Raw genomic sequence first — 21,740 nt, forward strand, 5'->3', positions numbered from 1 at the left:
GTTACTATGTCGCCTTTCTTCTCTCTTTTATGGGTGCTGGCAGGGATAGTGCTGCTGGTGATTCTTAATCTGAAATATAAATTCCATAATATCTTCTCGCTGCTGATCGCCGGTGTTTTTGTCGCTATTTTAGAAGGCATCCCGCTTGATAAAATAACCTCAACCATCCAGGAAGGCATTGGCAGTATTATGGGCCATCTGGCGCTGATTATTATTTTCGGCGCGGTGATTGGCAAATTTATGACCGAATCGGGCGCCAGCCAGCAAATTGCCGATACCGTTATCCGCCACTGCGGCACCCGATTTCTCTCGGTTGGCCTGATGTTTATCGGGGTGATTTTCGGCATCGCCATGTTTTATGAAGTGGCCTTTCTTATCGCAATGCCGCTGGTGATGAATATCGCCAAAAAAGCCGATATTCCCTATATGAAACTGGTGATCCCCACCGTGGTGGGCGCGACGATGGGACACAGCCTGTTCCCTCCTCAGCCCGGTCCGGTGGCGCTGATTAGCGCCTTCCACGCCGATATTGTTCAGGTCTATCTCTACGGCGTGCTGGTTATCTTGCCCGCGCTGTTCTGCGCCGGGTATCTGCTACCGAAATTCCTGCCGGGTATTGGCAGCATTCCGCTTAACTCGATGATTAAACCGATTGACGAGCGCGAGCCGCACGCGCTTCCCTCGTTTAAAGTCAGCATTATGGTGCCGCTGATCCCGGCGGTGTTGATGATCCTGGCCTCCATCGTTAAGCCGCTGGCGGGCAAAGGATCGTTCCTCACCAGCCTGTGCAGCTTCCTCGGCAGCGCCGAGATCAGCATGCTGTTTGCAACCTGTGCCGCCATCTGGTTCCTGGGGGCCAAACGGGGCATGACTGCCGAGGGGATTACCAAAAACGTCAGCCTGTCTATCTCCCAAATTGCCAACGTGCTGTTTGTGATCAGTGCAGGGGGCATTCTGAAACAGGTGATCATCGATTCCGATGTCGGGGACAGCATCGTCCATGTGATGAGCCACGTTCCTCTTTCTCCGCTGATCGTTGCCTGGCTGATCACCGCCGTCATTCGCATTCTGACCGGTCAGGGTGCGGTGGCGGCGATTACCTCGGCAGGGATCGTGGCCCCGATGATTGATGCGTTTCATATTAATCCCGCGCTGATGGCGCTGTCGGTAGCCTGCGGCAGCAACACCATTACCCTGATGTATGACGGCGGGTTCCTGCTGTTTAAAGAGACGTTTGGCATCTCAATGAAAGATACCTTCAAGACCTGGGGGCTGCTGGAGCTGTTTGGTTCGGTGGCCGGGCTGGCGATGGTGCTGTTCCTCAGCCTGTGGATTCGCTGACTGGCCGCCGCACTGGCGATAGCTGTCTGAGATGAGCAGGGAGTGGCGCAGGAAAAGCAGAGAGCGATGCCGTGAAAACCGGCCTTCCTGAACAGGAAGGCCGAAAACAATCAGGGTAATGAATAGGCGATAACATAGTCGCCCAGCTTAGTGCCAAAACTGCCGTGCCCTCCGGCAGCGGTCACAACATACTGCTTGCCGCCTTCAGAGTAGGTCATTGGGGTTGACTGACCACCAGCCGGTAGCCTGTCGCTCCACAGCTCTTTCCCGGTAGTTACGTCAAACGCCCTGATGTAATTATCCATCGTCGCCGTCAGGAAGGTGACGCCGCCAGAAGTAACCATCGTGCCGCCAAGCATCGGCATGCCCACCTTGAAAGGCAGCGGTAGCGGCGTAGCGTCGCGGGTAGTTCCCACCTTATGCTTCCACATAATTTGATGAGTACGCAGATCGATACCGGCAATATAGCCCCACGGCGGCGCCGGGCAAGGTAAGCCTACTGGCGACAGGAACGGATGCAAATCAACGCCATAAGGAGTGCCATACATCGGCTGCACGCCGATTTCGCTGCCCGGTGGATGGGCCGCATTCGGTGCCGCCGGGTTATCCGGGCCGCGCTCGATCAGCTTCGAAACAAACGGGAAGGCCATCGGGTTAGCAATGGCGATTTGCCGCTGTGGATCGACAGCAATGCCGCCCCATTCAAACATCCCAACGTCGCCAGGGAAAACCAGGGTTCCCTGGGTATTCGGCGGCGTAAATGGACCGTCGTAGCGGAATTTTTTAAACATAATGCGGCAGACCATCTGGTCGAACATCGTCGCCCCCCACATATCCTTATCCGTCAGCTTCTGCTTGGGCTGGAAGGTGAGCTGCGAATAGGGCTGCGTTGGAGCAGTATGGTCGCCCTCAGCAGCGCCCTGCGGCACGGGGGTTTCCGGTGCGGGAACAATCAGCTTACCCGTGCGCCGGTCGAGAACAAAAATGTTGCCCGTTTTAGCCGGTGCATAAATAGCCGGAACGATACCGTCTTTAGTCTTCAGATCCACCAGGCTCGGCTGAGAAGGCAGATCCATATCCCACAGATCGTGATGAACCGTTTGATAAGACCAGACTCTTTTTCCGGTTGCAATATCCAGCGCCACCAGCGAACTGGTATAGCGCTCACCCAGCGGCGTGCGGTTACCACCCCAGATATCTGGCGTAGACATACCAACCGGCACGTACACCAGGCCCAGCTTCTCATCTGCAGAAAGCAGCGTCCAGGAGTTGGGCGAGTTCGGCGTATAATGATGACTGGCCGACGGCAGCGCATTTTCATCAGCCGCGCCAGGGTCCCATGCCCAGATCAGTTTGCCAGTGTAGACATCAAACCCGCGGATCACGCCTGAAGGCTCAGCGGTTGAGTAGTTATCGGTGACCGCACCGGCCATGATGATCATCTGCTTAGTGACCACGGGCGGTGACGTCCCTTCCCAGAAGCCTTTGGTTTTCACCGTCATGCCATCTTTCAGGTCGATCTGGCCTTTATCACCAAATGACTCGCAGGGTTTACCGGTCTCAGCATCCAGCGCAAACATCCGGCCATCGTTGGTAGGCAGGATAATGCGTTGTTTACACTCGGCTGGCGCTGGCGAGCCGTCAAAGGTTTTGGCGTTATCCGGCATGGCATGATACGACACGCCCCGACAGGTAAGATGCTGCCAGGTCGGGTCATCTTTCACTCCAGGATCGAATTTCCAGATCTGCTTGCCGGTCGTCGCGTCGAGAGCAAACACCCATTGATGTGGGCTGCAAAGGAATACCTTGTTGCCGACCTTTAACGGGGTCACTTCAAAGGTGGATTCCAGCGGATCGTCTTTACCAATAATGTCGTTAGTGCGGAAGGTCCAGGCTACCTTGAGCTGACTGACGTTATCTTTGGTGATCTGGCGGAGCGGCGATGAGTGCTCGCCATAGGAGGTACGGCCATAGGCGTGCCAGTCCGAGTCAGGCACATTTTCCGTATCGGCCTGAGGCGCAACATCACCGGCCGTTTCCGGCAGGGAGCCAGCGATGTCGTCATGGGTGAACAGCAGTGAAACGGCAAGGCACAGCACCGGCAGAATCAGCAGTCCCGCAAAGACATTTCTGATGGTTTTTGTCGGCAGCGTGACCGCACGCAGATTTACCGGCAGCAGCATCAGCACGCCGAGGATCACCACGACATCAAATCGGGGCGCCAGCAGGAAGAAGTCGAAACCGACCTCCCAGAGAGCCCAAATCGTGGTGTAGAGCAGAATCAGACCGTAAAGGTAGTACGCAGCGGCCTTACCTTTCCACAGATAAAACCCGGTAGCCAGCAGCAGCACGCCGGTTATCGCATAGTAATAAGCGCCCCCCAGCGAGCCGAGCCAGATGCCGCCAACGGTCAGCGCGATACCAGCAAGCAGCGTGATGGCGGCCGTTATTCGCGTGAACAGCCCCACGTTTTTTCGTTGACTGGATGTATTTTCAACCACTTTTTGTTCCTGTTAATTTTTTAGGTAAAAAGCTAACGTTCAGAACTGCATCAGCAGACATTAATTTACAAACCGCCATTTATCTTTACATGTGCGATAAGCAGGGATCTACAAAAAACTTACTAACGAGTAACTAAATGGCATGTTTTGCACATAATGTGATCTCGATCGGTCGATAACAGACGCGCCAATTTTGCCGAACTTTTTCCGACGCAGCCTGGATGGTATGGTGATCATTGCGATACATTCCGGGGAGAGGTGAACAGAGTGAGACAGCAGGCAATGACTAAAGGAGAAAGGACGCGAGTCAGGCTGCTGGCTGTTTCAGCTACGCTGTTTGCCAGACACAGCTTTCACGGCACGCGTATTAGCGACATTGTTAAGGCGGCTGGCGTGACTCAACCCAGTTTCTACAGCTACTTCCAGAGTAAAGAGGAGATCTACGCTCAGCTTATCGATCGGTTTAACGAGGAGCTGGAAGAACTGGTTGTCTCGATGCTGATTGACGCCTCTTTGCCGAAAGAAAATGTGCTGGAAAACATCACCTTCAGCTTCAGGCGTTACCTGGATTTCTTTCTGAAAAACAGAGAGCTGACCATGATTTGTCTTTTTCAGCCGCCTCAGGATGCCGAAACCCGCAAGAAGCTGCTGAAATGGATTAGCCGCAATATGAAAATCGAGCAGGAGCGCGGCTTCTTCAGCCAGGATATCCCGGTGGAAGTGCTGGCAAGCTGCTACCTCGGCGTTCTGATCCAGACGCTGCATCTGCACCCTACGGCGGCAGAACTCGATCAAATCAGTGAGGAACGAGGGCGTTTCCTGGTGGGTGGATTAACCTGGTCCCCTTCTTGCAGGCTGAGCAAATAACCGACACCAGCTACTTAAGAGTATGTTTTATTGCCGCGCGTTGCTCTTTCAGCAACGTGGCGTAGCCGAAATGCGTCTACGGCGCGCCGGTTCAGGGTGATAAATTAATGATCCTGAAGCCAACACGCCACTATTGAGGAACGCGATGAGTGTGATCAATCCGCAAGGTCTTAAAGCCAGAAGCTACTACAACCATATCAAGATCAGACCCGGCACCCCGGTATTCCCTACCGGCCAGGTGGCGTGGGATGAAGAAGGCAAGGTGGTTGGCCGTGGCGATATGAAAAAACAGGTTGAGCAGGTTTATGCGAATATCGACAGGCTGCTGGAGGGATTAGGTGCGAGCCGCGACCAGATTGTGAGAACCACAACGTATGTCACCGACCTGTCGCTGGTCGCTGAAATTCATCCCGTGCGCCAGCGCTTCTTTGCTGGCCTGGAGCTGCCCGCCAGCACGCTATTGCAGATTTCCGCCCTGGCTGAGCCAGAGCTGATGCTGGAAATTGACGTGGTGGTGATGATGCCGCTGTAGGGCGGCAGATTACCGACAATCAGATTCGTCAGGCAGGCGAGCGCGCTGTCGGATGCCCAGGCATTCCGACAGCTTGCGGATCAGGCTGGCAGGTCGCTGAGATGATGAAAGCGACGATCCATATACAGCAGCGGAGCGGCATCCGCGCGAGGATGGCTCACGCTGGTCACTTCGCCGAGGAAAATACCGTGCGAATGCCAGTCTACAATCTTTGCCAGACGGCATTCGAAAGAGACCAGCGCCTCTGCGCATACCGGCAGGCCTGCGGCAGAGGTCATCCAGTTGCCGGTCTGAAAGCGCTCAGCCCGACGCGCCGAGCTGCTGAAAATTTCCACCAGTGAGACAGCCTCTTTTGCCAGCACGTTGACGCAGAAGCTTCCCGCTTGCTGAATCAGGCCAAACATTGAGGCGCTGCGGTTGACGCAGACCAGCAATGTCGGCGGTTCTGCACTGACCGAAGTGACGGCCGTAGCAATCATACCGCCCTGCTCGCCACCGTGGCTGGTAGTGATTAGGCAGACGCCCGCCGGGAGAAAACGCATTCCTCCACGATAAGCATCGGCAACGATCGCCGCTTCATCAGCGACAGTGGAAGGTTGTATTGCAATCGTTTTTATAGACTCTGTCATCGACAAACCTGTCTCGTTTTTGCCATTGCTGGCCTGTAAATGTTCTGCGTTTTACCAGCGGGTCACGCGGCCTTCGACAGGATGATGCGGATCGACCGGGCCGAGGCTGGAGCCTTTACCGGGCGAAACCAGCTGATCGCAAAACGCCTCATCTTCTGCGGTCCACGGACAGTCCATCGCGGCCATCGCGTCCTGCCACTGTTCAAAGGTGCGCGGGCCGGCAAGAGTGCTGGTGACCAGGCGGTTGCGCATCACCCACATCTGCGCAAGATGCGCCGGCTTACGACCCGTGCGTTCCGCGTACTCCGCCAGATCGCTCGCCACCTTCAGCGATTCTGGACGCCATTCGGCTTCCATCATCCGCGGATCGGCGCGCCCTGCCCGGCTGTTGCTGTCCGGCGTCGCGCCCTGACGATACTTGCCGGTGAGGATACCACGCGCCAGCGGGCTGTAGCAGACCGTTCCCGCGCCAAAGTAGGCCGCTGAAGGCAGGATCTCGACTTCCGCCTCACGGTTGGCAAGATTATATAACGGTTGTGTCGCAACCGGCCCGGCGATGCCCGCTTCACGAGCCAGCCGCACCGTTTCGGCCAGGCGCCACGCTTTAAAATTCGACACGGCAAAATAGCCGATTTTTCCTTCACGGATCAAGTCGGCGAAGGCAAGCACCATCTCCTCCAGCGGCGCGCTGAAATCCGCCTTGTGCATATAGAGAATATCAATGTAGTCAGTTGCCAGGCGCGTCAGCGACCCGTGAACCGCCTCGCGTATCCATTTGCGGGACATGCCGCGCTGGTTCGGGCCTTCACCCATCGGATTGCCGACTTTCGTCGCCAGCACCCAGCTGTTGCGGGACTGAGCAATCGCCCGCCCGACCACGCGCTCCGATTCGCCTTTGTTATACATGTCGGCGGTATCGATAAAATTGACCCCGCCGTCACGCGCGGCGGCGATAATACGCTGCGAGGTGGTTTCGTCAGTGACGCCACCAAACATCATCGTTCCCAGGCAAATTTCTGAAACCTTCAGCCCACTGCGTCCCAAATAGCGGTATTGCATGTCAAGCGTCCTCTGTTTAGCGGCGGTGGAGCAGACTGCGCGCCTGCTCCCCGGCCAGCCGGTTCGGTCAGGATGGAATGATCGCCGTTGCCGCAATCTCAACGAGAAACTCCGGCCGCACCATCTCCAGCTTCACGCAGAAGCGAGCGGGCAGGATCGCCGGGAAGTAGCTGACGTAGATCTCATTAAATTTATGGTAGTCCTCCAGATTGCGCAGGAAGATCTGATTCATCACCACATGATCCATGCTGCTGCCAGCTGATTCCAGCACCACCTTGATGCTGTCGAGCACCCGACGAGTTTGTACTTCAATATCACCCACGCCGACAATGCTACCATCAACAGGATCGGTTGAGAGCATACCGGCGACAGAGACGTGGTTGCCCGCTTTCACTCCCCAGTTAAGGTGATTAAGGCCAGTGGCCGTTTTGCCGATGATCCATCCTTGCGGATTAATTGCCTGATTCATATGCTTCTCCTGGTTTGGGCCTCGGCCCAGCGTTTAACAATAACTACCGTCCCGATCCCCGCAGGAAAGGACGACCTAAATCTCCCGGCGCAGCGCCCGCCCGTCCCATCATGATCCAGGCGACAAGCGCGACTGCGAAGGGCATCGCCATCAGCAGCGAAGGCGCGATATTGATGCCCAGATACTGCCCCTGAAACTGCAAGGCTTCGAGCAGGCCGAGCACGATGGCGACCATTAGCACCCGCAGCGGCTTCCAGCGGGCAAAAATGGCGATGGCGATAGCCAGATAGCCTCGTCCAGCGGTCATGTTATCCACGAAGGTTCCGCCGGAGGCGACGATACACAGATAGGCCCCGCCCAGTCCCGCCATCAGACCGGTGAACAGGGTTGCGCTGAAACGTAACCCCAGCACGTTGTGGCCCGCCGCATCGGCCGCCAGCGCATTTTCGCCCACGGCGCGCAGCAGCAATCCAGAACGGGTAAAACGGAAGGTGAACCACAGTCCAAGAGTCACCAGCACGGCCAGATAGAACACCGGGCTTTGTGAAAAAATGGCCCGGCCAACCACCGGGAGTTCTGACAGTCCCGGCAGCTTCAGCATGGTGACGGAACGCATCGATCCCGCAGCGGGCGCGCCACTCAGCCAGAGCTGGCGAATCAGGGAAGTGGCCCCTACGGCGAATAAGTTAAAGCCAATGCCCATCACAATCTGATTGGCACGCGCCAGCACCGTACCCGCAGCCAGCACGGCGGCGGCCAGCAGCCCGCCCAGCATACCTGCCCCCAGCGCCAACACCGGCGAGCCGGTCAGCGCCAGCCCAAGCGCAGAGGCCGAAGCGCCAAACAGCATCAATCCTTCAAGCCCAATGGTGAACACCCCAGCGCGTTCGGAAACGCTTTCGCCCAGCGCGGCCAGCAGCACCGGCACGCAAAGACGCAGGCCCCCCGCCAGAAACAGCGCCAGCGTTACAGCGTTGAATTCCATACCGGCCTCCCTTTAACCAGCATCACGCCGCTCATCACCGCCAGCAGCAGGATCGGCAGCCCACCCAGCACATCGGCTAAGGCCGCCGGAATTGAAAACGTACTTTGCAGAGCCAGCGCCGCGCTGTTGATCGCGCCAAAATAGAGCGAGACGATCGCCGCGCCAAATGGCTCCAGCCCCGCAAGGAATGAAACCGCCAGCCCTTCAAAGCCCAATCCCGAAGAGAAACCGTCGATCAGCCGATACTGCACGCCGAGCACTTCAAACGTGCCCGCCAGACCGCTGATGCCGCCGGAAATCGCCATGCTGGCGAGCACGGTTCTGGTCGCCGACTGCCCCTGAAACTGCACAAAACGCGGGCTCTGGCCACTGGCTCTCAGCTTCAGGCCGAAGGCGCTGTGCTTCAGCAGTATCCAGACGGCCAGCGCCAGAATCAGGGCGAGAAACACGCCAGCGTGCAGGCGAGTTCCTTCAATCACCGGCTGAAACACCCCGCCAGGCGGAAGCTGGGCAGACATATTGAAGTTGGAGCCGACGGGACGCATCGGCCCCTGCACCAGATACTTCAGGAAGTAGATAGCGATAAAGTTCATCATCAGCGTAACGATGATTTCATCAATACCGCGCCAGACTTTCAGCACGGCAGGGATCAGCCCCCAGATTGCGCCACAAAGCGCGCCGCTGAGGATCGCCAGAGGAAGCAGTGCCGGGCCAATATCGCCAAAGGCCAGAAAAGGCAGCATCGCCCCTGTCGCGCCCATCTGTAGCTGCCCTTCCCCTCCGAGGTTAAACATGCCGCCACGGATAGCGACCAGCGCGCCCAGCGCCACCAGCAGGCGGGGCGTCATAAACACCAGGGTGTCGGATAGCGCGCGAATATTGCCAAATGCGCCGTCAAAGGCAATGGTGATAGCGGATTGCAGAGGAACGCCCATCGCGGCAATCAGCGCCAGCCCCAGAATCAGCGACCCGACGAAGGCGCTGAGCGTGACCCATAATGAACGCGAGGCGCCGAGCTTGCTTAGCGCCCGGCGCAGCGACCCGCTGGTTTCAGCCAGGAGTTTTACCGATTCAGACATGTTGTTCTCCTGCCGCTGACGGCTGCTTATCCCGGCCCACGGTCATCAGGGTGCCGATTCTCTCAATGGACATTTCTTCTCCGGCGACTTCACCGGTAATCCGGCCGCCGTTCATCACCACAATGCGATCCGACATGCGAATCAGCTCCTCGATGTTTGAGGAGATAATCATTACCGAGGTCCCGGCGTCAGCCGCCTCGGCCAGCCGCGTCAACACCGCTTCCGCCGCCGCGACATCCAGCCCGCGCGTCGGCTGGTAAACCACCACTACAGACGCCAGCTCCGCCATCGCGCGCGCCACCACAATCTTTTGCTGATTGCCGCCGGACAGAGAGCGGGCGGGACTGGCGTGCGAATGGGTGCGAATATCTGAGCGCTCAATCATCTCTCTGGCTCGCATGGCAATGGCCGCGTGGTCAAGCAGCCCCAGACGGCGGTACTGGCCCTGCATAATCTTCGGATAGAGCAAATTTTGCGAGACGGGCAGATCCAGCGACAGCCCTTCGTGATGGCGGTCCTGAGGCACCAGCGCAACGGTCACGTCGTCTCCGCTGCGGGTAATGGCGCCGCTGTCCGCCTTACGCTGCCCCGCCAGCAGTTCGAACAACTCCGTTTGCCCGTTGCCCTCAACGCCCGCGACGCCGATCACTTCCCGCTCGCGCAGCGTCAGCGTGATGTTATGCAGCCCCGCAGAACCACTCGCTGGCCGCAGACTCACCGCCTCTACACGTATTCTTTCGCTACCCGCGCGGCGCAGCGATCCAATCCGGGTTCCGCTGGCAACCGCCCGTCCGACGATCTTTTCCACCAGTTCCGCTGAGGTGCAGCCAGCCGTCAGCCCGCTGCCGTTGGTTTTACCCCGTCGCAGAATGGTGTAGCGATCGGCATGAGAAAGCACTTCATCGACATTGTGGGTGACTACCGCCACCGCCGTGCCGTTTGCGCAAATACGGCGAGCCGTGTCGTACAACTCGCTGATTTCCTTTGGTGTGAGGATGGTGGAAGGCTCATCCAGCAGCAGCACGCGGGTGTCGTTTACCAGCGCTTTCAGGATCTCCACGCGCTGCTGTAAAGCCAGCGGCAGCTGCCCGACAACGGCTGCGGGATCAAGCTCAACGCCGTAGGCCTGCATAAAGGCGCGAATATCGGCATGGCGGCGGAAAAGCTTTTTGCGCTCTCCTCGCGCCACCAGCGCCAGGTTCTCAGCCACCGTAAAAGGGGCTACCAGCTTAAAATGCTGGTGGACCATGCCGATGCCGTTGGCGATAGCATCGGCAGGCCGCCGGTGAATGACCTGACGGCCATTCATCAGCACCCCACCCTCGGTCGGTTCATGTACGCCGTAGAGAATATTCATCAATGTCGATTTTCCCGCACCGTTCTCGCCCAGCAGCGCGTGGATCTCGCCCGGGAAAAAGGAGAGGCTCACTTTTTCAAGCGCGACAAAGCCGTTGGGATAGCGCTTCGAGACGTGATCGAGTTCGATAACGGGGCTGGACATGCTGTTAATCCTCAATCTTGATCTTGCCAGCCTTCAGCTCATCGACAACCTTGAACACTTTGTCCTGCACATCCTTGCCGACGTGAGCAAAGGGCGTTTTGAGCGTCCAGCCGTTGGTAGAAAGATTCTCCGTAATAATCCGGTTGCCAAGCTGGTGGTCGGCGAAGTGTTTGCCGATATCGGCGTAGGACTTATCGAAGTTCATCACCGTTGAGGTCATCACCGAATTCGGGAAGGATGCTGACTGGTCGGTGTAAGAGCCGATGGTCAGCACGCCTTCTTCATCGGCGGCCTGCTGAATCCCGGCATCAGCGGTATCGGCTGCAGGAATAACAAAATCCGCTCCGCGAGCGATGGCCCCGGTAGCGATTTCTTTGGCGCGCGCAACGTCGGTGAAGGAGCCGACATAGGCAGAATCCACCACTATTTTAGGATTAGCGTAAGCGGCACCTTTTTTGATGAACTGCACGGTGCGCTCGGCGGAAGGGATTGGCTCGCCGCTGATCACCGCAATATGGCCCGTTTTACTTGCCGTTGCGGCCAGTACGCCAAGCACAAAGCCGTACTCGTCCCAGTCAACCGACCAGGCCGAGTAGTTCGGCAGGTTGGCCGTTGAGCCTTCATAGGAGTAGAGCACAAACTGGGTATCAGGGAAGGAAGGAGCCACTTCCTTGATCGCGGCTGAATAGCCTGAGGAGTGGGCGATAATCAGCTTCACGCCGTCAGAAGCCAGCTGGCGCAGCACGGAAGGCGCGGATTCATAGGTGGTATGCTCAAGGTAGCTGGGCGTAAAGCCCTCTTTGGTCGCCATCGCCTTGAAGGCGCCATAGCCCGCCATATCCCAGGAGCCCTGAGTGACAGTTTGAGTAAACAGCGCCGCAACGCGGGGTTTACTCTCCTCTGCGTGCGCCACTGAGGCAAAACCGATCGCAGCCGAGACGGCAGCAGCCAACATCATTTTCATATTCATAGCGCAACTCCTGGCAACCCGCTTCGCGGGGAAGATGATTCATAATGAGGCTAAGGAGCACTCAGCCTGAACGGTACGACAGGTCAACTTTTCACTGATTTTTGATAAGCGCGGGCGTTGGTGTTCACCCCCTGCTGTTCAAGCACTTCCAGCACTTCGGTTCCTACCGTGCGCAGGTCGTCGATAAAGTCCGGCACAATCACCGTTACCCCATCAAGCCGCGCGCCTTTAATAATTGACGCCAGCGTGTTGCCAATGGTCTCTGGCGATCCCACCAGTGCGGCGCGCGTCATCGAATTACGCTGTTCGCCCTGCGAGACAAAGCGCTGCGCCATGGTGTTCTGCTTAAAGCTCTTATCGCCGGAATATTCGCGGGTCTGGTTGTCCAGCGCGACGGTATCGACGCCAGCGTCATACAGCGCCACGCGCTCACGCGCCTCAGCATCGGTAGCTCCCGGCACAATGGTGAACAGCCCGTAGGTTTTGAAGTCAGGCTTTCCTTGCCGGGCGGCGAGCTCTTTGGCGCGCAGGCCGGTTTTGATGAAATCGTCGTGATCTGACCCCAGCATGAAGCTGGCGGTGCAATGCTCCATCGTGAAGAGGAAGCCACGGTCTGACGCGCCGGCACAAATAATCGGCGGCGGAGTGACCGGTTTCGGGTTAGACATGCAGTCAGTGAGCTGATAGTGCTTGCCCTGATGATCCACGCGATCTTCGGTCCAGAGGCGTTTCAGCACGGTCAGCCATTCCGCCGCCAGCTCATAGCGCTCGGCATGATCCAGATCCATCCACAGGCCCATCTGCCCCTGATCGGTCGGGTTCGATCCCGACACGATATTCAGCGCAAATCGCCCTTGCGAAATTTGATCGAGCACCGCCGTCATTTTGGCGACTACCGCCGGGTGGAACACCATAGTGTGAACCGTGCCCCACACGCCGATCCGGCTGGTGGCCTCAGCCAGACCGGCCATGGTGGTCAGGCTTTCCAGCGTAATGTCCCAGTGGCGTGAAGGCCCGCCATAGCCGCGCCATTTCGCCATCGCCAGCGCAAAATCAAAGCCAAGCTGTTCGGCCAGCAGGGTCACTTCTTTGTTGTAATCGTAAGTCGCCGGTAGCTGAGGACTGGTGGTCGACGTGATCCAGCCGCCGTTGCCTACCGGAAGAAACACGCCAAACTCAACGTTGCGAGGGTCATTACTGCTCATGAAGGACTCCTTAATGAAGGCGCTGACCAGTGGACACCCGCCAGAAAGTCGCGCGCAATTTGGTTAAACATGCTGGTTTCAGTCTCGGAGTAGCTATGCCCGCCCTGCGGTACGATGGTCAGCTCGGCTCCGGGGATCTCTCCGGCAAGTAGCCGCGACTGATACGGCGGCGTCAGAATGTCATCCTGCGCGCAGGTCACCAGGGTCGGCGTTTTGATTAACGGCAAGTAAGCGCTGGCATCGTGCGCCATAATCGCGTCGATACGGCTGAGCACGACTTCGCGCTCGGGGAACTTGCTGACCGAGGCCAGCAGCGCTGGCGACAGCAATTCCGCGTTGGCTCTCACATGCTCCGGCGGGTAGAGGAACAGCGCGCTGCCATGCACATACTCCTCCAGCGTGCTGCCCACCAGTAAGGCGCGGCGCATACGGAAGCACCAGTTAAAATGCGGGTCCGATTTCCCCCAGCTGGCATACAGCACCAGACCAGCCAGCAGATCGGGATGGCGGGCGGCGAGGATCTGCCCAATGGCTCCGCCGGTAGAGTGGCCAATGAGTACCGGCCGTTCCAGATGCAGGGACTCAATCAGCGCCTGCAAATCATCGACTAACGTCTCGATGCTGTAGGGCCCTGCCGGATGATCGGAAGCGCCAGCACCGCGCTGGTCATAGGTCACCACGGTGAAGTCTTTAGCAAAGGCCTCAACCTGCGGCTGCCAGTACGCAGCCGTTCCCCCCAGCCCGGAAACAAAGATAATGACCGGTCCCGTTCCCTGAATGGCGTAATGGGTGCTTATTCCGTTAGTCATGATGCTCGGCATCTCTCAATCCTCATTGAAGTCTTGCCTGATCCCGTCAGGTTCTGAAGTAAGCGATGACTAATAAATAACATGGTGGTTGCGTCGGTCAGTAATACCGTATGCAGCACGCCGCGTTGCCGGTATTAGAACGCCGCCGCGCAGGAAAACCCGTGTAAAATAAACCGTTTAATTAAAACGATTATTACCCAGAGAATAAGAAAAACTTATTAAGCTCAGCAGTCATCCCGTCCTGCTAAAAGAGATAAATAGCCGGGCAGAGGAGATTAATTAAACGCCCGGCAGACATGTTTAAGAAACTGATGGGCGGCAAAAGAAAGAGAGCGATCGCGATGGACGCAAATTTCAATCGTGGCTGACTGCATCGCTTCATGGTCAATCGGAATAGCGCGCAGCAGATTCTGTTCGATCTCTTTCTTCGCTATCTGTTCGGGTCCAATGGTGAGCGTGCGGCCAGCAAGCGCCATCGCCTTGGTTAACTCAAGATTATTGGTGTTCACGATGGAGTGCGGATGCAAATGCAGGCCACGGGTGATTTTATCGAAGGTCTGCCTTAGCCCGAAGCTGGTGACCGGCAGCGCGACGGGGTAAGAGCAGATATCTTCCAGCGTCAGGGAGCGATGCTGTGCCAGAGGGTGCTTTGGCGAAACCAGGCACTGAATTGGTGCAGGACAGCGCTTAACCACTTCGATGCCCGGGCGATCGCCCATGTTAAAAACAATGCCGATATCAATTTCATCACGGCTGATGGCTTCAATGGTGCGATCCGAAGATTCGCTGTTGATTGAAAACTGAATTGCCGGATAATTTTCATTAAATTCAGTCATGATGCGCGGCAGAATGGCCTGCACCACTGCCTCAATTACCCAGATTTTGACCTCGCCTTCCCGCAGCCCTTTTAAGTTCTGAATGGATTCATGGATGCGATCCAAATCGCGGCACATTTTGCGGGTGAAGCGCTCCAGCATCATTCCTGCCGGGGTCAGACGGATGCCGGTATTGCTGCGTTCTAACAGCATCACGCCCAGGCTGTGCTCTAATAATGAGATCTGCCGACTGATCGCTGAAGGCGCAACGTGCAAACGATCTGCGGCACGGCGGATCGAGCCGGTTTCGGCTACCTCATTGAAATATTTATAAGTATTTAAATTCATTGCTTGCCCTGGCGCTTGCGGTCGACGTCTTCCCAGACCTGTCAATGCAATTTTGATACCAGCAGCGCCGGGTCGGTGTTGCCATTTGGCTTACGCGATCCCTCTCTGGAGCTCCAGGGGTGGATTTAGCCCCGGCGGATCGCTATGATCCCGTAGTCAGGTCTTGCCTGTAAGATCCCTTTATTTCTTCTGCTTTGCACAATCACAACGACACCATGACTCAGCTACGCTATTTAAACGGTTATCCCGCAACAATTATTACTCAGGTTCAGTCGCTGTTCGATCAGGGTAAGCTTGGCCTGTGGCTGGAAAAGAAATATCCGGACCCGCACGCCATCCAGAGTGATAAGTCGCTTTACCAGTTCGTGGGGGAACTGAAGCAGCGCTACCTGAAGAACGCCCCGGCCTTATCAAAGGTGATGTTCGACAATAAGCAAAACCCCATCAAAGGCACGTTGGGGACCAACACTTTTGTTTCCCGCGTGCAGGGCGGCAAGCTGAAAGCCAATAATGAGATCAGGATTGCGACCCTGTTCCGCGAAGGGCCTGAAGACTTTCTGCGGATGATCGTGGTTCATGAATTAGCGCACCTGAAAGAGAAAGATCACAACAAAGCTTTCTACCAGCTCTGCTGCCATATGGAGCCGGACTATCATCAGCTGGAATTTGATATGCGCGTCTGGCTGAACTGGCGCGAGATAAAGCAGTCGTGATTTATACGGCAAACCTCTTTGCCCCAGCCACGCAAACGATCGCCGCCACGGTGACGAACAGCATTGACCAGCTAACGGTCTCGTGCAGCAGCAGCGAGGCCAGCCCAAGCCCAATAAACGGTTGAAAAAGCTGGAGTTGTCCCACCGCGGCAATCCCTCCCTGCGCCAGCCCGCGATACCAGAAGATAAAACCGATCAGCATACTGAAGAGGGAAACGTAGCCGAACCCCAGCCACGCGGGAAAATTGACCTTCGCGAAGGAGGCCGGTAGCGTCAGTATCGAAACGGGCAGCATCACCGGCAGTGAAATCAGCAGCGCCCAGCAGATCACCTGCCAGCCTCCCAAACGGCGGGAGAGTCTTGCGCCTTCGGCATACCCCAGACCGCAAACAACTACCGCCGCCAACATACAAACATCGCCGTTCAGCGAGCCTTTTGCGCCGCGACTCAACGCATAGCCAGCCACCACCACACTCCCCAACAGTGAGAAAAACCAGAAGGCCGGGCGCGGTCGTTCTCCCCCCCGCAGCACCGCGAAGGTGGCGGTACAAACCGGGAGCAAGCCAAGAAAAACGATCGAGTGAGCCGAAGAGACATGTTGTAAAGCCAGCGAAGTCAGCAGGGGAAAGCCCACCACCACGCCCATTGCGGTAATAATCAGGGAAAGGAGATCCTGCATGATCGGGCGGCGCGCACGGAAGAGGACCAGCAGAACCAGCCCCAGCAGCGCAGCAATGGTGGCGCGGGCGCAGGTCAGAAAAACCGGAGCGAGATCCACCACCGCCGCTCTCGTCGCTGGCAGCGAGCCCGCAAAAATGGTCATGCCAATAAAACCGTTTACCCACCCGTTCGTTTTCACATTCATTGCGCTTCTCCCAGGAACATAACGCTATTGGAGCATTGAAACGACGCGCAGGAACAGACACAATCAAGTACAATTTAACGAAACTGTACTGGCTTAACGCGCCATACAGTCAGGAACAGCCGATGACGCAAAACCCCACCCGTATCGCCCTGGTGATGAACGAAGTTCGCACAAAGATAGCGGCCAGGAGCTATCTTCCCGGCTCGCGACTGCCGTCCGTTCGGGCGCAGGCGCGCGCGCTCGGGGTCTCCGTTTCGACGGTTGTTGAGGGCTATGAGCGGCTGGTGGCGGAGAATGCGATCCTTTCCAGACCCGGCGCCGGTTTTTTTGTGAGTGGGCCGGTCGCCCCGCTCGATCTTGCACAGATCGGCCCAAGGCTGGATCGTGATATCGATCCCTTGTGGATGTCACGACAGTCCCTGGAAACCGATGAGAGCATCTTGAAACCGGGGTGCGGGTGGCTACCGCCGTCGTGGATGTTTGAGCAGGGCATAAGGCGGGCAATGTGGGCGCTGGCCCGCGGCAGTACGACGGGTTTGACCGATTACGCCACGCCGCCGGGCCACGCTGGCCTGCGCCAGCTCCTGGCTCGCCGGATGAGGCTGGCGGGCGTGGAGGCCGATACCAGCCGCGTCCTGCTGACCGAATCCGGCACTCAGGCGGTCGATCTGATTTGTCGCTTCCTGCTGGAGCCGGGCGATACCGTGCTGGTGGACGATCCCTGCTACTTCAATTTTCATGCCCTGCTTAAGGCGCACCGGGTCAACGTTGTCGGCATCCCCTATACGGCGAATGGACCGGATCTTCAGGCGTTTGAGCTGGCGCTGTTACAACATGCGCCGCGTTTATACCTGACCAATTCTGGTATCCATAACCCTACAGGCGCGACGCTTTCCCCGGTCACGGCGCACCGGCTGCTGAGAATGGCGGAGACAGCCAATCTGACGATAGTTGAGGACGATATTTTTGCTGACTTTGAGGTCTCGCCAGCGCCAAGGCTGGCCGCTTTCGACGGGCTGTCGCGGGTCATTCTGATTGGCAGCTTTTCCAAAACGGTTTCCGCCTCGATCCGCTGCGGTTTCATTGCCGCCAGAGCCGACTGGGTTGAGAGCCTGACGGATTTAAAAATCGCCACCAGCTTTGGCGGCGGCAGGCTGGCGTCCGAACTGCTGCTGCTAACCCTGACCGACAGCGGCTACCGGCGGCATAGGGAATCTGTCCGCCAGCGGCTTGCGCAGGCAATGGCTCAAACGGTAGAGAGACTGCAACCGCTGGGGATTGTGCCCTGGCTGATGCCGCAGGCCGGAATGTTTCTCTGGTGCCAGTTGCCAGCAGGCGCCGATGCGACCACCGTTTCACGCCGCTGTTTACAGGAGGGCGTCGTTCTTGCCCCTGGTAACACCTTCAGCCAGCGACAGGCCGCCGGCGATTTTATGCGGTTTAATGTTTCACAGTGTACGGATAAGCGGATCTTTGAGGTGCTGGCTAAAGCCTTGCGATGAAGAAAATAGCGGCAGTCTCTCTGCCTGCCGTACACCTGCCTCCTCCGTCATACAAATTCCCTATGCTTCTTTTTTGTACGAATTGTCATGACGTTTCCCCAGCTAATTGTCCGCTGCTAATTGCTTGTTAACTGGCGACAAACCGGCAATTGTCACATCAATTAAATCATCAAAAGTTACTGATTTTTCGCATATTTTCCGTTATCGCCGCGTATTGACACGCCTGTCATGTCATTTGATTATCGGGTGAACTTCAGCCGCGACAGGATGGGTGACATGCAGTGGGATCAACAGGCACTGGTGACAGGTTCTCAACCGCTCTGGTGGCAGATTGCCGAACGGTTGCGCCGGGAAATCGAATTTGGCGGCTTTAAGCAGGGCGACATTCTGCCCTCAGAGGCCGCGCTGAATCAGGTATTTGGCGTCAGCCGCACCACGGCTCGAACGGCCCTCGATAAGCTCGAGCAGGAAGGGCTGATTAGCCGCCGTGCGGGCAAGGGATCGGTGGTGCTGCCGCCGCAGGTTATTCAGCCGCTGAGCCAGATGTCCAGCTTTGGCGAAGATATGCGCCGTCGCGGGTTTACCGCCAGCTATAAGACGCTCAGCGCCCGCATGGTGACGCCTCCCGCAGAGGCCGCCGCCGCGCTGGGGCTGGCCGAAAACGAAAAGGCTTACGCCATCTCTCGTCTGCTCAATGCCGACGATCAGCCGATGGCCCTCTCCTACAGCTGGCTCAAGCCAGGCCTGTTCGATCTGCATACGCCTCCCGGCAGCGACAGACTGGATCGTGAATCGCTGTATGTCTGGCTGGAGCAGCATTGCGACTGCCGCATCACCGGCGCGCAGGAGACTATCGGCGCTGCTCTGATCGGCTCAGAGCTGGCCCGCCGTCTGAAGGTGGCAAAAGGCTCGGCCTGTCTGGTGGCCCGCCGCCTGAGCCACGACGAAGAAAATCAGCCGGTTGAGTATGCGGTGGTGCATTACCGCGCCGATCGCTATGCCTTCGCCATCGATCTGGTGCGCACATAATGGCGGGCGGTAAAGCGCTCTTCGTCGGCGACATCAGCCTGGACACCACGCTGCAACTCGGCTATATCCCGCAACCCGACGAGAAGCTGCACGTCCGCATTGATAATGAATCGGCCGGGGGCGTGATCAGCAATGCCGCGCTGGCCTGCCGTCTGGCTGGGGGCAACCCGGTGCTGGCGATTGAAACTGGCGACGACCTGTTTGCCGATTCGCTGCTGGCGTCTTTGCAGCAGGCCGGGATCGAAATCGTCAGCCGCAAGATGCCCGGCCGTACCTGCCGCGCCATTGTCCTGATTGAACCTCACGGCGAGAAGCGGCTGCTGCTGGAGCCTGGCGTTTCGCTCTACCCTTCGCTTGAGTGGGTGCAATCCCTCTCTTTGGCGGGGATCGAGTGGGTGCATACCGCGATTTACGGCGAAGGCGCCGGGCACCTGATTGAACAGGCCCGCCGGGCGGGATGTAAATGGTCGCTGGATCTGGAGCCTGCCACCTTTCCTGAGGGGATAGCCCCGCTTTATCCGCTGCTCGAGGGGGCGGAGGTGGTGTTCTGCAATCAGCGGGCGCTGGCCCAGCTGGGTGAAAATCCGGTCCAGAAATTATTAAAGGCTGGCGTCAAAGCGGTGGTTTCCACGCTGGGGGCAAAAGGAGCCAGCTACGCCACCAGCACTGACTACGCCGAAGCGCGCTATCCGCTAACGCCGAAACTGGTTGACACCACCGGTGCCGGAGACTGCCTGGCGGGCTGGTTTATCGCCTGCCTGCTGGCCGGAAACTCAGCGGCGTTCTCGCTACAGGAAGCCGTTTTTGCCGCCACCTACAGCTGCGGGCGAGCGGGCGCACAGCCTTCCTATCCCACCCGACAGCAGCTGACAGACTTCCAACAGGCCAGCCTGCGCTGAGCCTTCTAACTGAACAGACCGACAGAGAGAGTGATATGGCCGGACCCCAAGTACTGCCGCAGAAAAGTAATGCCCTTGAGAGGCTATTCCAGGTGAAGAAACCGGTGATTGGCGTGATCCATCTCCAGCCTCTGCCGGGCGCGCCGCGCTACAGCGGACAGCCGATGAAAGAGGTGTATGACGCGGCGATAGCCGACGCCCTGACCCTTTCGCGCGGCGGCGTGGATGGCATTATCGTGGAAAATGCCAGCGATCTGCCCTTTGCCCGCCCGGAAAATATCGGCCCGGAGACGGTAGCGGCCCTTACCGCCGCCTGCCTGGCGGTGCGCAATGCGGTAGACACGCCGATCGGCATTACCTGCGTAGCCAATGGCGCGATTCCCGCGCTGGCGATAGCCAAGGCCGTAGGCGCTCGCTGGGTGCGCGTCAATCAGTGGGCCAATGCCTACGTAGCCAATGAAGGCTTTATCAACGGCCCAGCCCCAGAGGCGATGCGCTACCGCTCGATGATAGATGCGCGAGATGTCGCCATTTTCGCCGATGTTCACGTCAAGTTTGGCGCTCACGCCATTACCGCCGACCGCAGCATTCCCGAACAGGCCACCGATGCCGAGTGGTTTGATGCCGACGTGCTGATCGCCACCGGTACGCGCACCGGCAACCCCACCAGCGACAGCGAAGTTAACGACGTGCGCAGCGGCACCAATCTGCCGGTGATTGTCGGCTCAGGACTCTCTCCGTCGCAGGTTCCCTCGCTGTTTGCCTCCGCCGACGGCGCAATTATCGGCCAGTGGCTGAAAGAGGATGGGCAATGGTGGAAGCCGGTAGATCCGCGCCGCGTAGCGGAGCTGATGGCGGCGGTTTTCAAAGTGCGGGAGGCGCAATGACGTTACTGACCGGTGAGACCGAAGTTTTCAGCTCGCAGCCCCTCACTTCTTCACGCTGCGTGGTGGCCTTTATGGCAAAGCGCCAATGCGCCGGTGAACCGGCCATTTATCAGCGGCAGGACTACCTGAAGCTGATGGCGCTGTTTGAGCAACTGGAGCAGGAGGGCTGGCTGCTGTCATTCCGGGCGATGTTCAACCCGGAGCAGCAGAGCCAGGCGATGGCGTTAGATAGCGGCTTTGCGCACCCCTGGGATCTCAGCGGCGCTTTTGAGGCGCCGACGCTCAGCGCGGCGATGGCCGGCACCCTCCGTATCGAGCAGGCAGGCTGGGCGCGCCTGTTCACCACCGAATGGCTAATTGGCCCGCGTGAATTCGCCACGGTTAACGGCAGCGGCCCGGACATCGATCGCCAGTGGGGCTTTATGGCGTTCTGGGAATGGAACGATGCCTGGTGTGAGGCCACGCCCGCGCAGCGTCAGGAGTACGACGTAGAGTGCGATGTGGCGTTCAAAGGCGATCTGGCGCTTAACGTCAATATTGCCGGGCGGCATCGCCTCGACTGGGCGCACGGCTGGCACCACCTGGGGATCTGGGAAATCGCCGCGCCGGAAGTGGCCGACCGCGCTATCACCGGCCACGAAAATGCCGCTGATTTTATGTTTACCACCTCGCGTCACGTCATCGGACGCCTGCGTCCGCTGGCTGAACTGCTATTGCCTGTCATCTGCTAAGGAA

Annotated in this window: 21 protein-coding genes; 9 read left to right on the forward strand and 12 right to left on the reverse strand. The window is 57.8% G+C overall.

Annotation, left to right across the window (positions count from 1 at the left end; all coding sequences use genetic code 11):
- The first annotated feature begins 6 nt into the window (after positions 1-6).
- Positions 7-1,341, forward strand: coding sequence for a gluconate:H+ symporter (locus NG99_RS09045; RefSeq protein WP_034891208.1), 1,335 nt, complete (start codon positions 7-9; stop codon positions 1,339-1,341).
- A 110-nt stretch (positions 1,342-1,451) separates the two neighbouring features.
- On the opposite strand, the gene NG99_RS09050 is transcribed toward NG99_RS09045, so the two are convergent.
- On the reverse strand, positions 1,452-3,842 hold the full coding sequence (locus NG99_RS09050; protein ID WP_198138754.1) for a glucose/quinate/shikimate family membrane-bound PQQ-dependent dehydrogenase: 2,391 nt from the start codon (positions 3,840-3,842) through the stop codon (positions 1,452-1,454).
- A 267-nt stretch (positions 3,843-4,109) separates the two neighbouring features.
- Between NG99_RS09050 and NG99_RS09055 the strand changes: the two genes are divergently transcribed.
- Together NG99_RS09055 and NG99_RS09060 are read left to right on the forward strand one after the other, a co-directional pair.
- Positions 4,110-4,709: a TetR/AcrR family transcriptional regulator gene (locus tag NG99_RS09055; protein ID WP_157032597.1), complete on the forward strand. Its 600-nt coding sequence runs from the start codon at positions 4,110-4,112 to the stop codon at positions 4,707-4,709.
- Between the two features lie 145 nt (positions 4,710-4,854).
- Positions 4,855-5,241, forward strand: a complete 387-nt coding sequence (locus NG99_RS09060) for a RidA family protein (RefSeq protein WP_034891210.1) — start codon at positions 4,855-4,857, stop codon at positions 5,239-5,241.
- A gap of 80 nt (positions 5,242-5,321) precedes the next feature.
- Here NG99_RS09060 and NG99_RS09065 read toward each other — a convergent pair whose 3' ends face one another.
- The 10 genes from NG99_RS09065 to NG99_RS09110 all read right to left on the reverse strand — a co-directional run bounded on the left by NG99_RS09065 (position 5,322) and on the right by NG99_RS09110 (position 15,110).
- Positions 5,322-5,870 carry a flavin reductase family protein gene (locus NG99_RS09065; RefSeq protein WP_052130630.1) on the reverse strand — a complete coding sequence of 183 codons (549 nt, stop codon included), beginning with the start codon at positions 5,868-5,870 and terminating at the stop codon, positions 5,322-5,324.
- 51 nt (positions 5,871-5,921) lie between these two features.
- Positions 5,922-6,929, reverse strand: coding sequence for an aldo/keto reductase (locus NG99_RS09070; protein ID WP_034891213.1), 1,008 nt, complete (start codon positions 6,927-6,929; stop codon positions 5,922-5,924).
- 67 nt (positions 6,930-6,996) lie between these two features.
- Positions 6,997-7,398, reverse strand: a complete 402-nt coding sequence (locus tag NG99_RS09075) for a RidA family protein (RefSeq protein ID WP_034891216.1) — start codon at positions 7,396-7,398, stop codon at positions 6,997-6,999.
- A 43-nt stretch (positions 7,399-7,441) separates the two neighbouring features.
- Complete coding sequence (locus NG99_RS09080) at positions 7,442-8,383, reverse strand: ABC transporter permease (RefSeq protein ID WP_034891219.1); 942 nt, start codon at positions 8,381-8,383, stop codon at positions 7,442-7,444.
- Positions 8,365-9,462: an ABC transporter permease gene (locus NG99_RS09085; protein WP_034891222.1), complete on the reverse strand. Its 1,098-nt coding sequence runs from the start codon at positions 9,460-9,462 to the stop codon at positions 8,365-8,367. Before NG99_RS09085 ends, NG99_RS09080 begins: the two co-directional genes overlap by 19 nt.
- Entirely contained in the window at positions 9,455-10,963 is a 1,509-nt protein-coding gene (locus NG99_RS09090) for an ABC transporter ATP-binding protein (protein WP_034891225.1), read from the reverse strand. Before NG99_RS09090 ends, NG99_RS09085 begins: the two co-directional genes overlap by 8 nt.
- A gap of 4 nt (positions 10,964-10,967) precedes the next feature.
- Positions 10,968-11,933, reverse strand: coding sequence for a BMP family protein (locus NG99_RS09095; protein ID WP_034891228.1), 966 nt, complete (start codon positions 11,931-11,933; stop codon positions 10,968-10,970).
- Between the two features lie 83 nt (positions 11,934-12,016).
- Complete coding sequence (locus NG99_RS09100) at positions 12,017-13,138, reverse strand: LLM class flavin-dependent oxidoreductase (RefSeq protein ID WP_034891232.1); 1,122 nt, start codon at positions 13,136-13,138, stop codon at positions 12,017-12,019.
- Positions 13,135-13,959, reverse strand: a complete 825-nt coding sequence (locus tag NG99_RS09105; RefSeq protein WP_052130631.1) for an alpha/beta fold hydrolase — start codon at positions 13,957-13,959, stop codon at positions 13,135-13,137. The genes NG99_RS09100 and NG99_RS09105 overlap by 4 nt, the downstream gene beginning before the upstream one ends.
- A 263-nt stretch (positions 13,960-14,222) precedes the next feature.
- Positions 14,223-15,110, reverse strand: coding sequence for a LysR family transcriptional regulator (locus tag NG99_RS09110; RefSeq protein WP_034891235.1), 888 nt, complete (start codon positions 15,108-15,110; stop codon positions 14,223-14,225).
- A 215-nt stretch (positions 15,111-15,325) separates the two neighbouring features.
- Here NG99_RS09110 and NG99_RS09115 point away from each other — a divergent pair, with 215 nt between their 5' ends.
- Complete coding sequence (locus tag NG99_RS09115) at positions 15,326-15,823, forward strand: M48 metallopeptidase family protein (protein WP_034891238.1); 498 nt, start codon at positions 15,326-15,328, stop codon at positions 15,821-15,823.
- Position 15,824: 1 nt separating this feature from the next.
- Here NG99_RS09115 and NG99_RS09120 read toward each other — a convergent pair whose 3' ends face one another.
- Positions 15,825-16,688 (reverse strand): DMT family transporter, encoded by an 864-nt coding sequence (locus NG99_RS09120; protein ID WP_034891240.1) that lies wholly within the window; start codon positions 16,686-16,688, stop codon positions 15,825-15,827.
- 122 nt (positions 16,689-16,810) lie between these two features.
- Here NG99_RS09120 and NG99_RS09125 point away from each other — a divergent pair, with 122 nt between their 5' ends.
- From NG99_RS09125 to NG99_RS09145, 5 genes are all read left to right on the forward strand, one after another.
- On the forward strand, positions 16,811-18,190 hold the full coding sequence (locus NG99_RS09125) for an aminotransferase-like domain-containing protein (RefSeq protein WP_034891243.1): 1,380 nt from the start codon (positions 16,811-16,813) through the stop codon (positions 18,188-18,190).
- Positions 18,191-18,418: 228 nt separating this feature from the next.
- Positions 18,419-19,219 carry a GntR family transcriptional regulator gene (locus NG99_RS09130; RefSeq protein ID WP_084110476.1) on the forward strand — a complete coding sequence of 267 codons (801 nt, stop codon included), beginning with the start codon at positions 18,419-18,421 and terminating at the stop codon, positions 19,217-19,219.
- Positions 19,219-20,118: a carbohydrate kinase family protein gene (locus NG99_RS09135; protein WP_034891247.1), complete on the forward strand. Its 900-nt coding sequence runs from the start codon at positions 19,219-19,221 to the stop codon at positions 20,116-20,118. The genes NG99_RS09130 and NG99_RS09135 overlap by 1 nt, the downstream gene beginning before the upstream one ends.
- Positions 20,119-20,153: 35 nt before the next feature.
- Positions 20,154-21,005 (forward strand): BtpA/SgcQ family protein, encoded by an 852-nt coding sequence (locus NG99_RS09140; protein WP_034891250.1) that lies wholly within the window; start codon positions 20,154-20,156, stop codon positions 21,003-21,005.
- Complete coding sequence (locus NG99_RS09145) at positions 21,002-21,736, forward strand: hypothetical protein (protein WP_034891253.1); 735 nt, start codon at positions 21,002-21,004, stop codon at positions 21,734-21,736. The genes NG99_RS09140 and NG99_RS09145 overlap by 4 nt, the downstream gene beginning before the upstream one ends.
- The last annotated feature ends 4 nt before the right edge of the window (positions 21,737-21,740 follow it).

Source organism: Erwinia typographi, assembly GCF_000773975.1.
Taxonomy (GTDB): Bacteria; Pseudomonadota; Gammaproteobacteria; order Enterobacterales; family Enterobacteriaceae; genus Erwinia; species Erwinia typographi.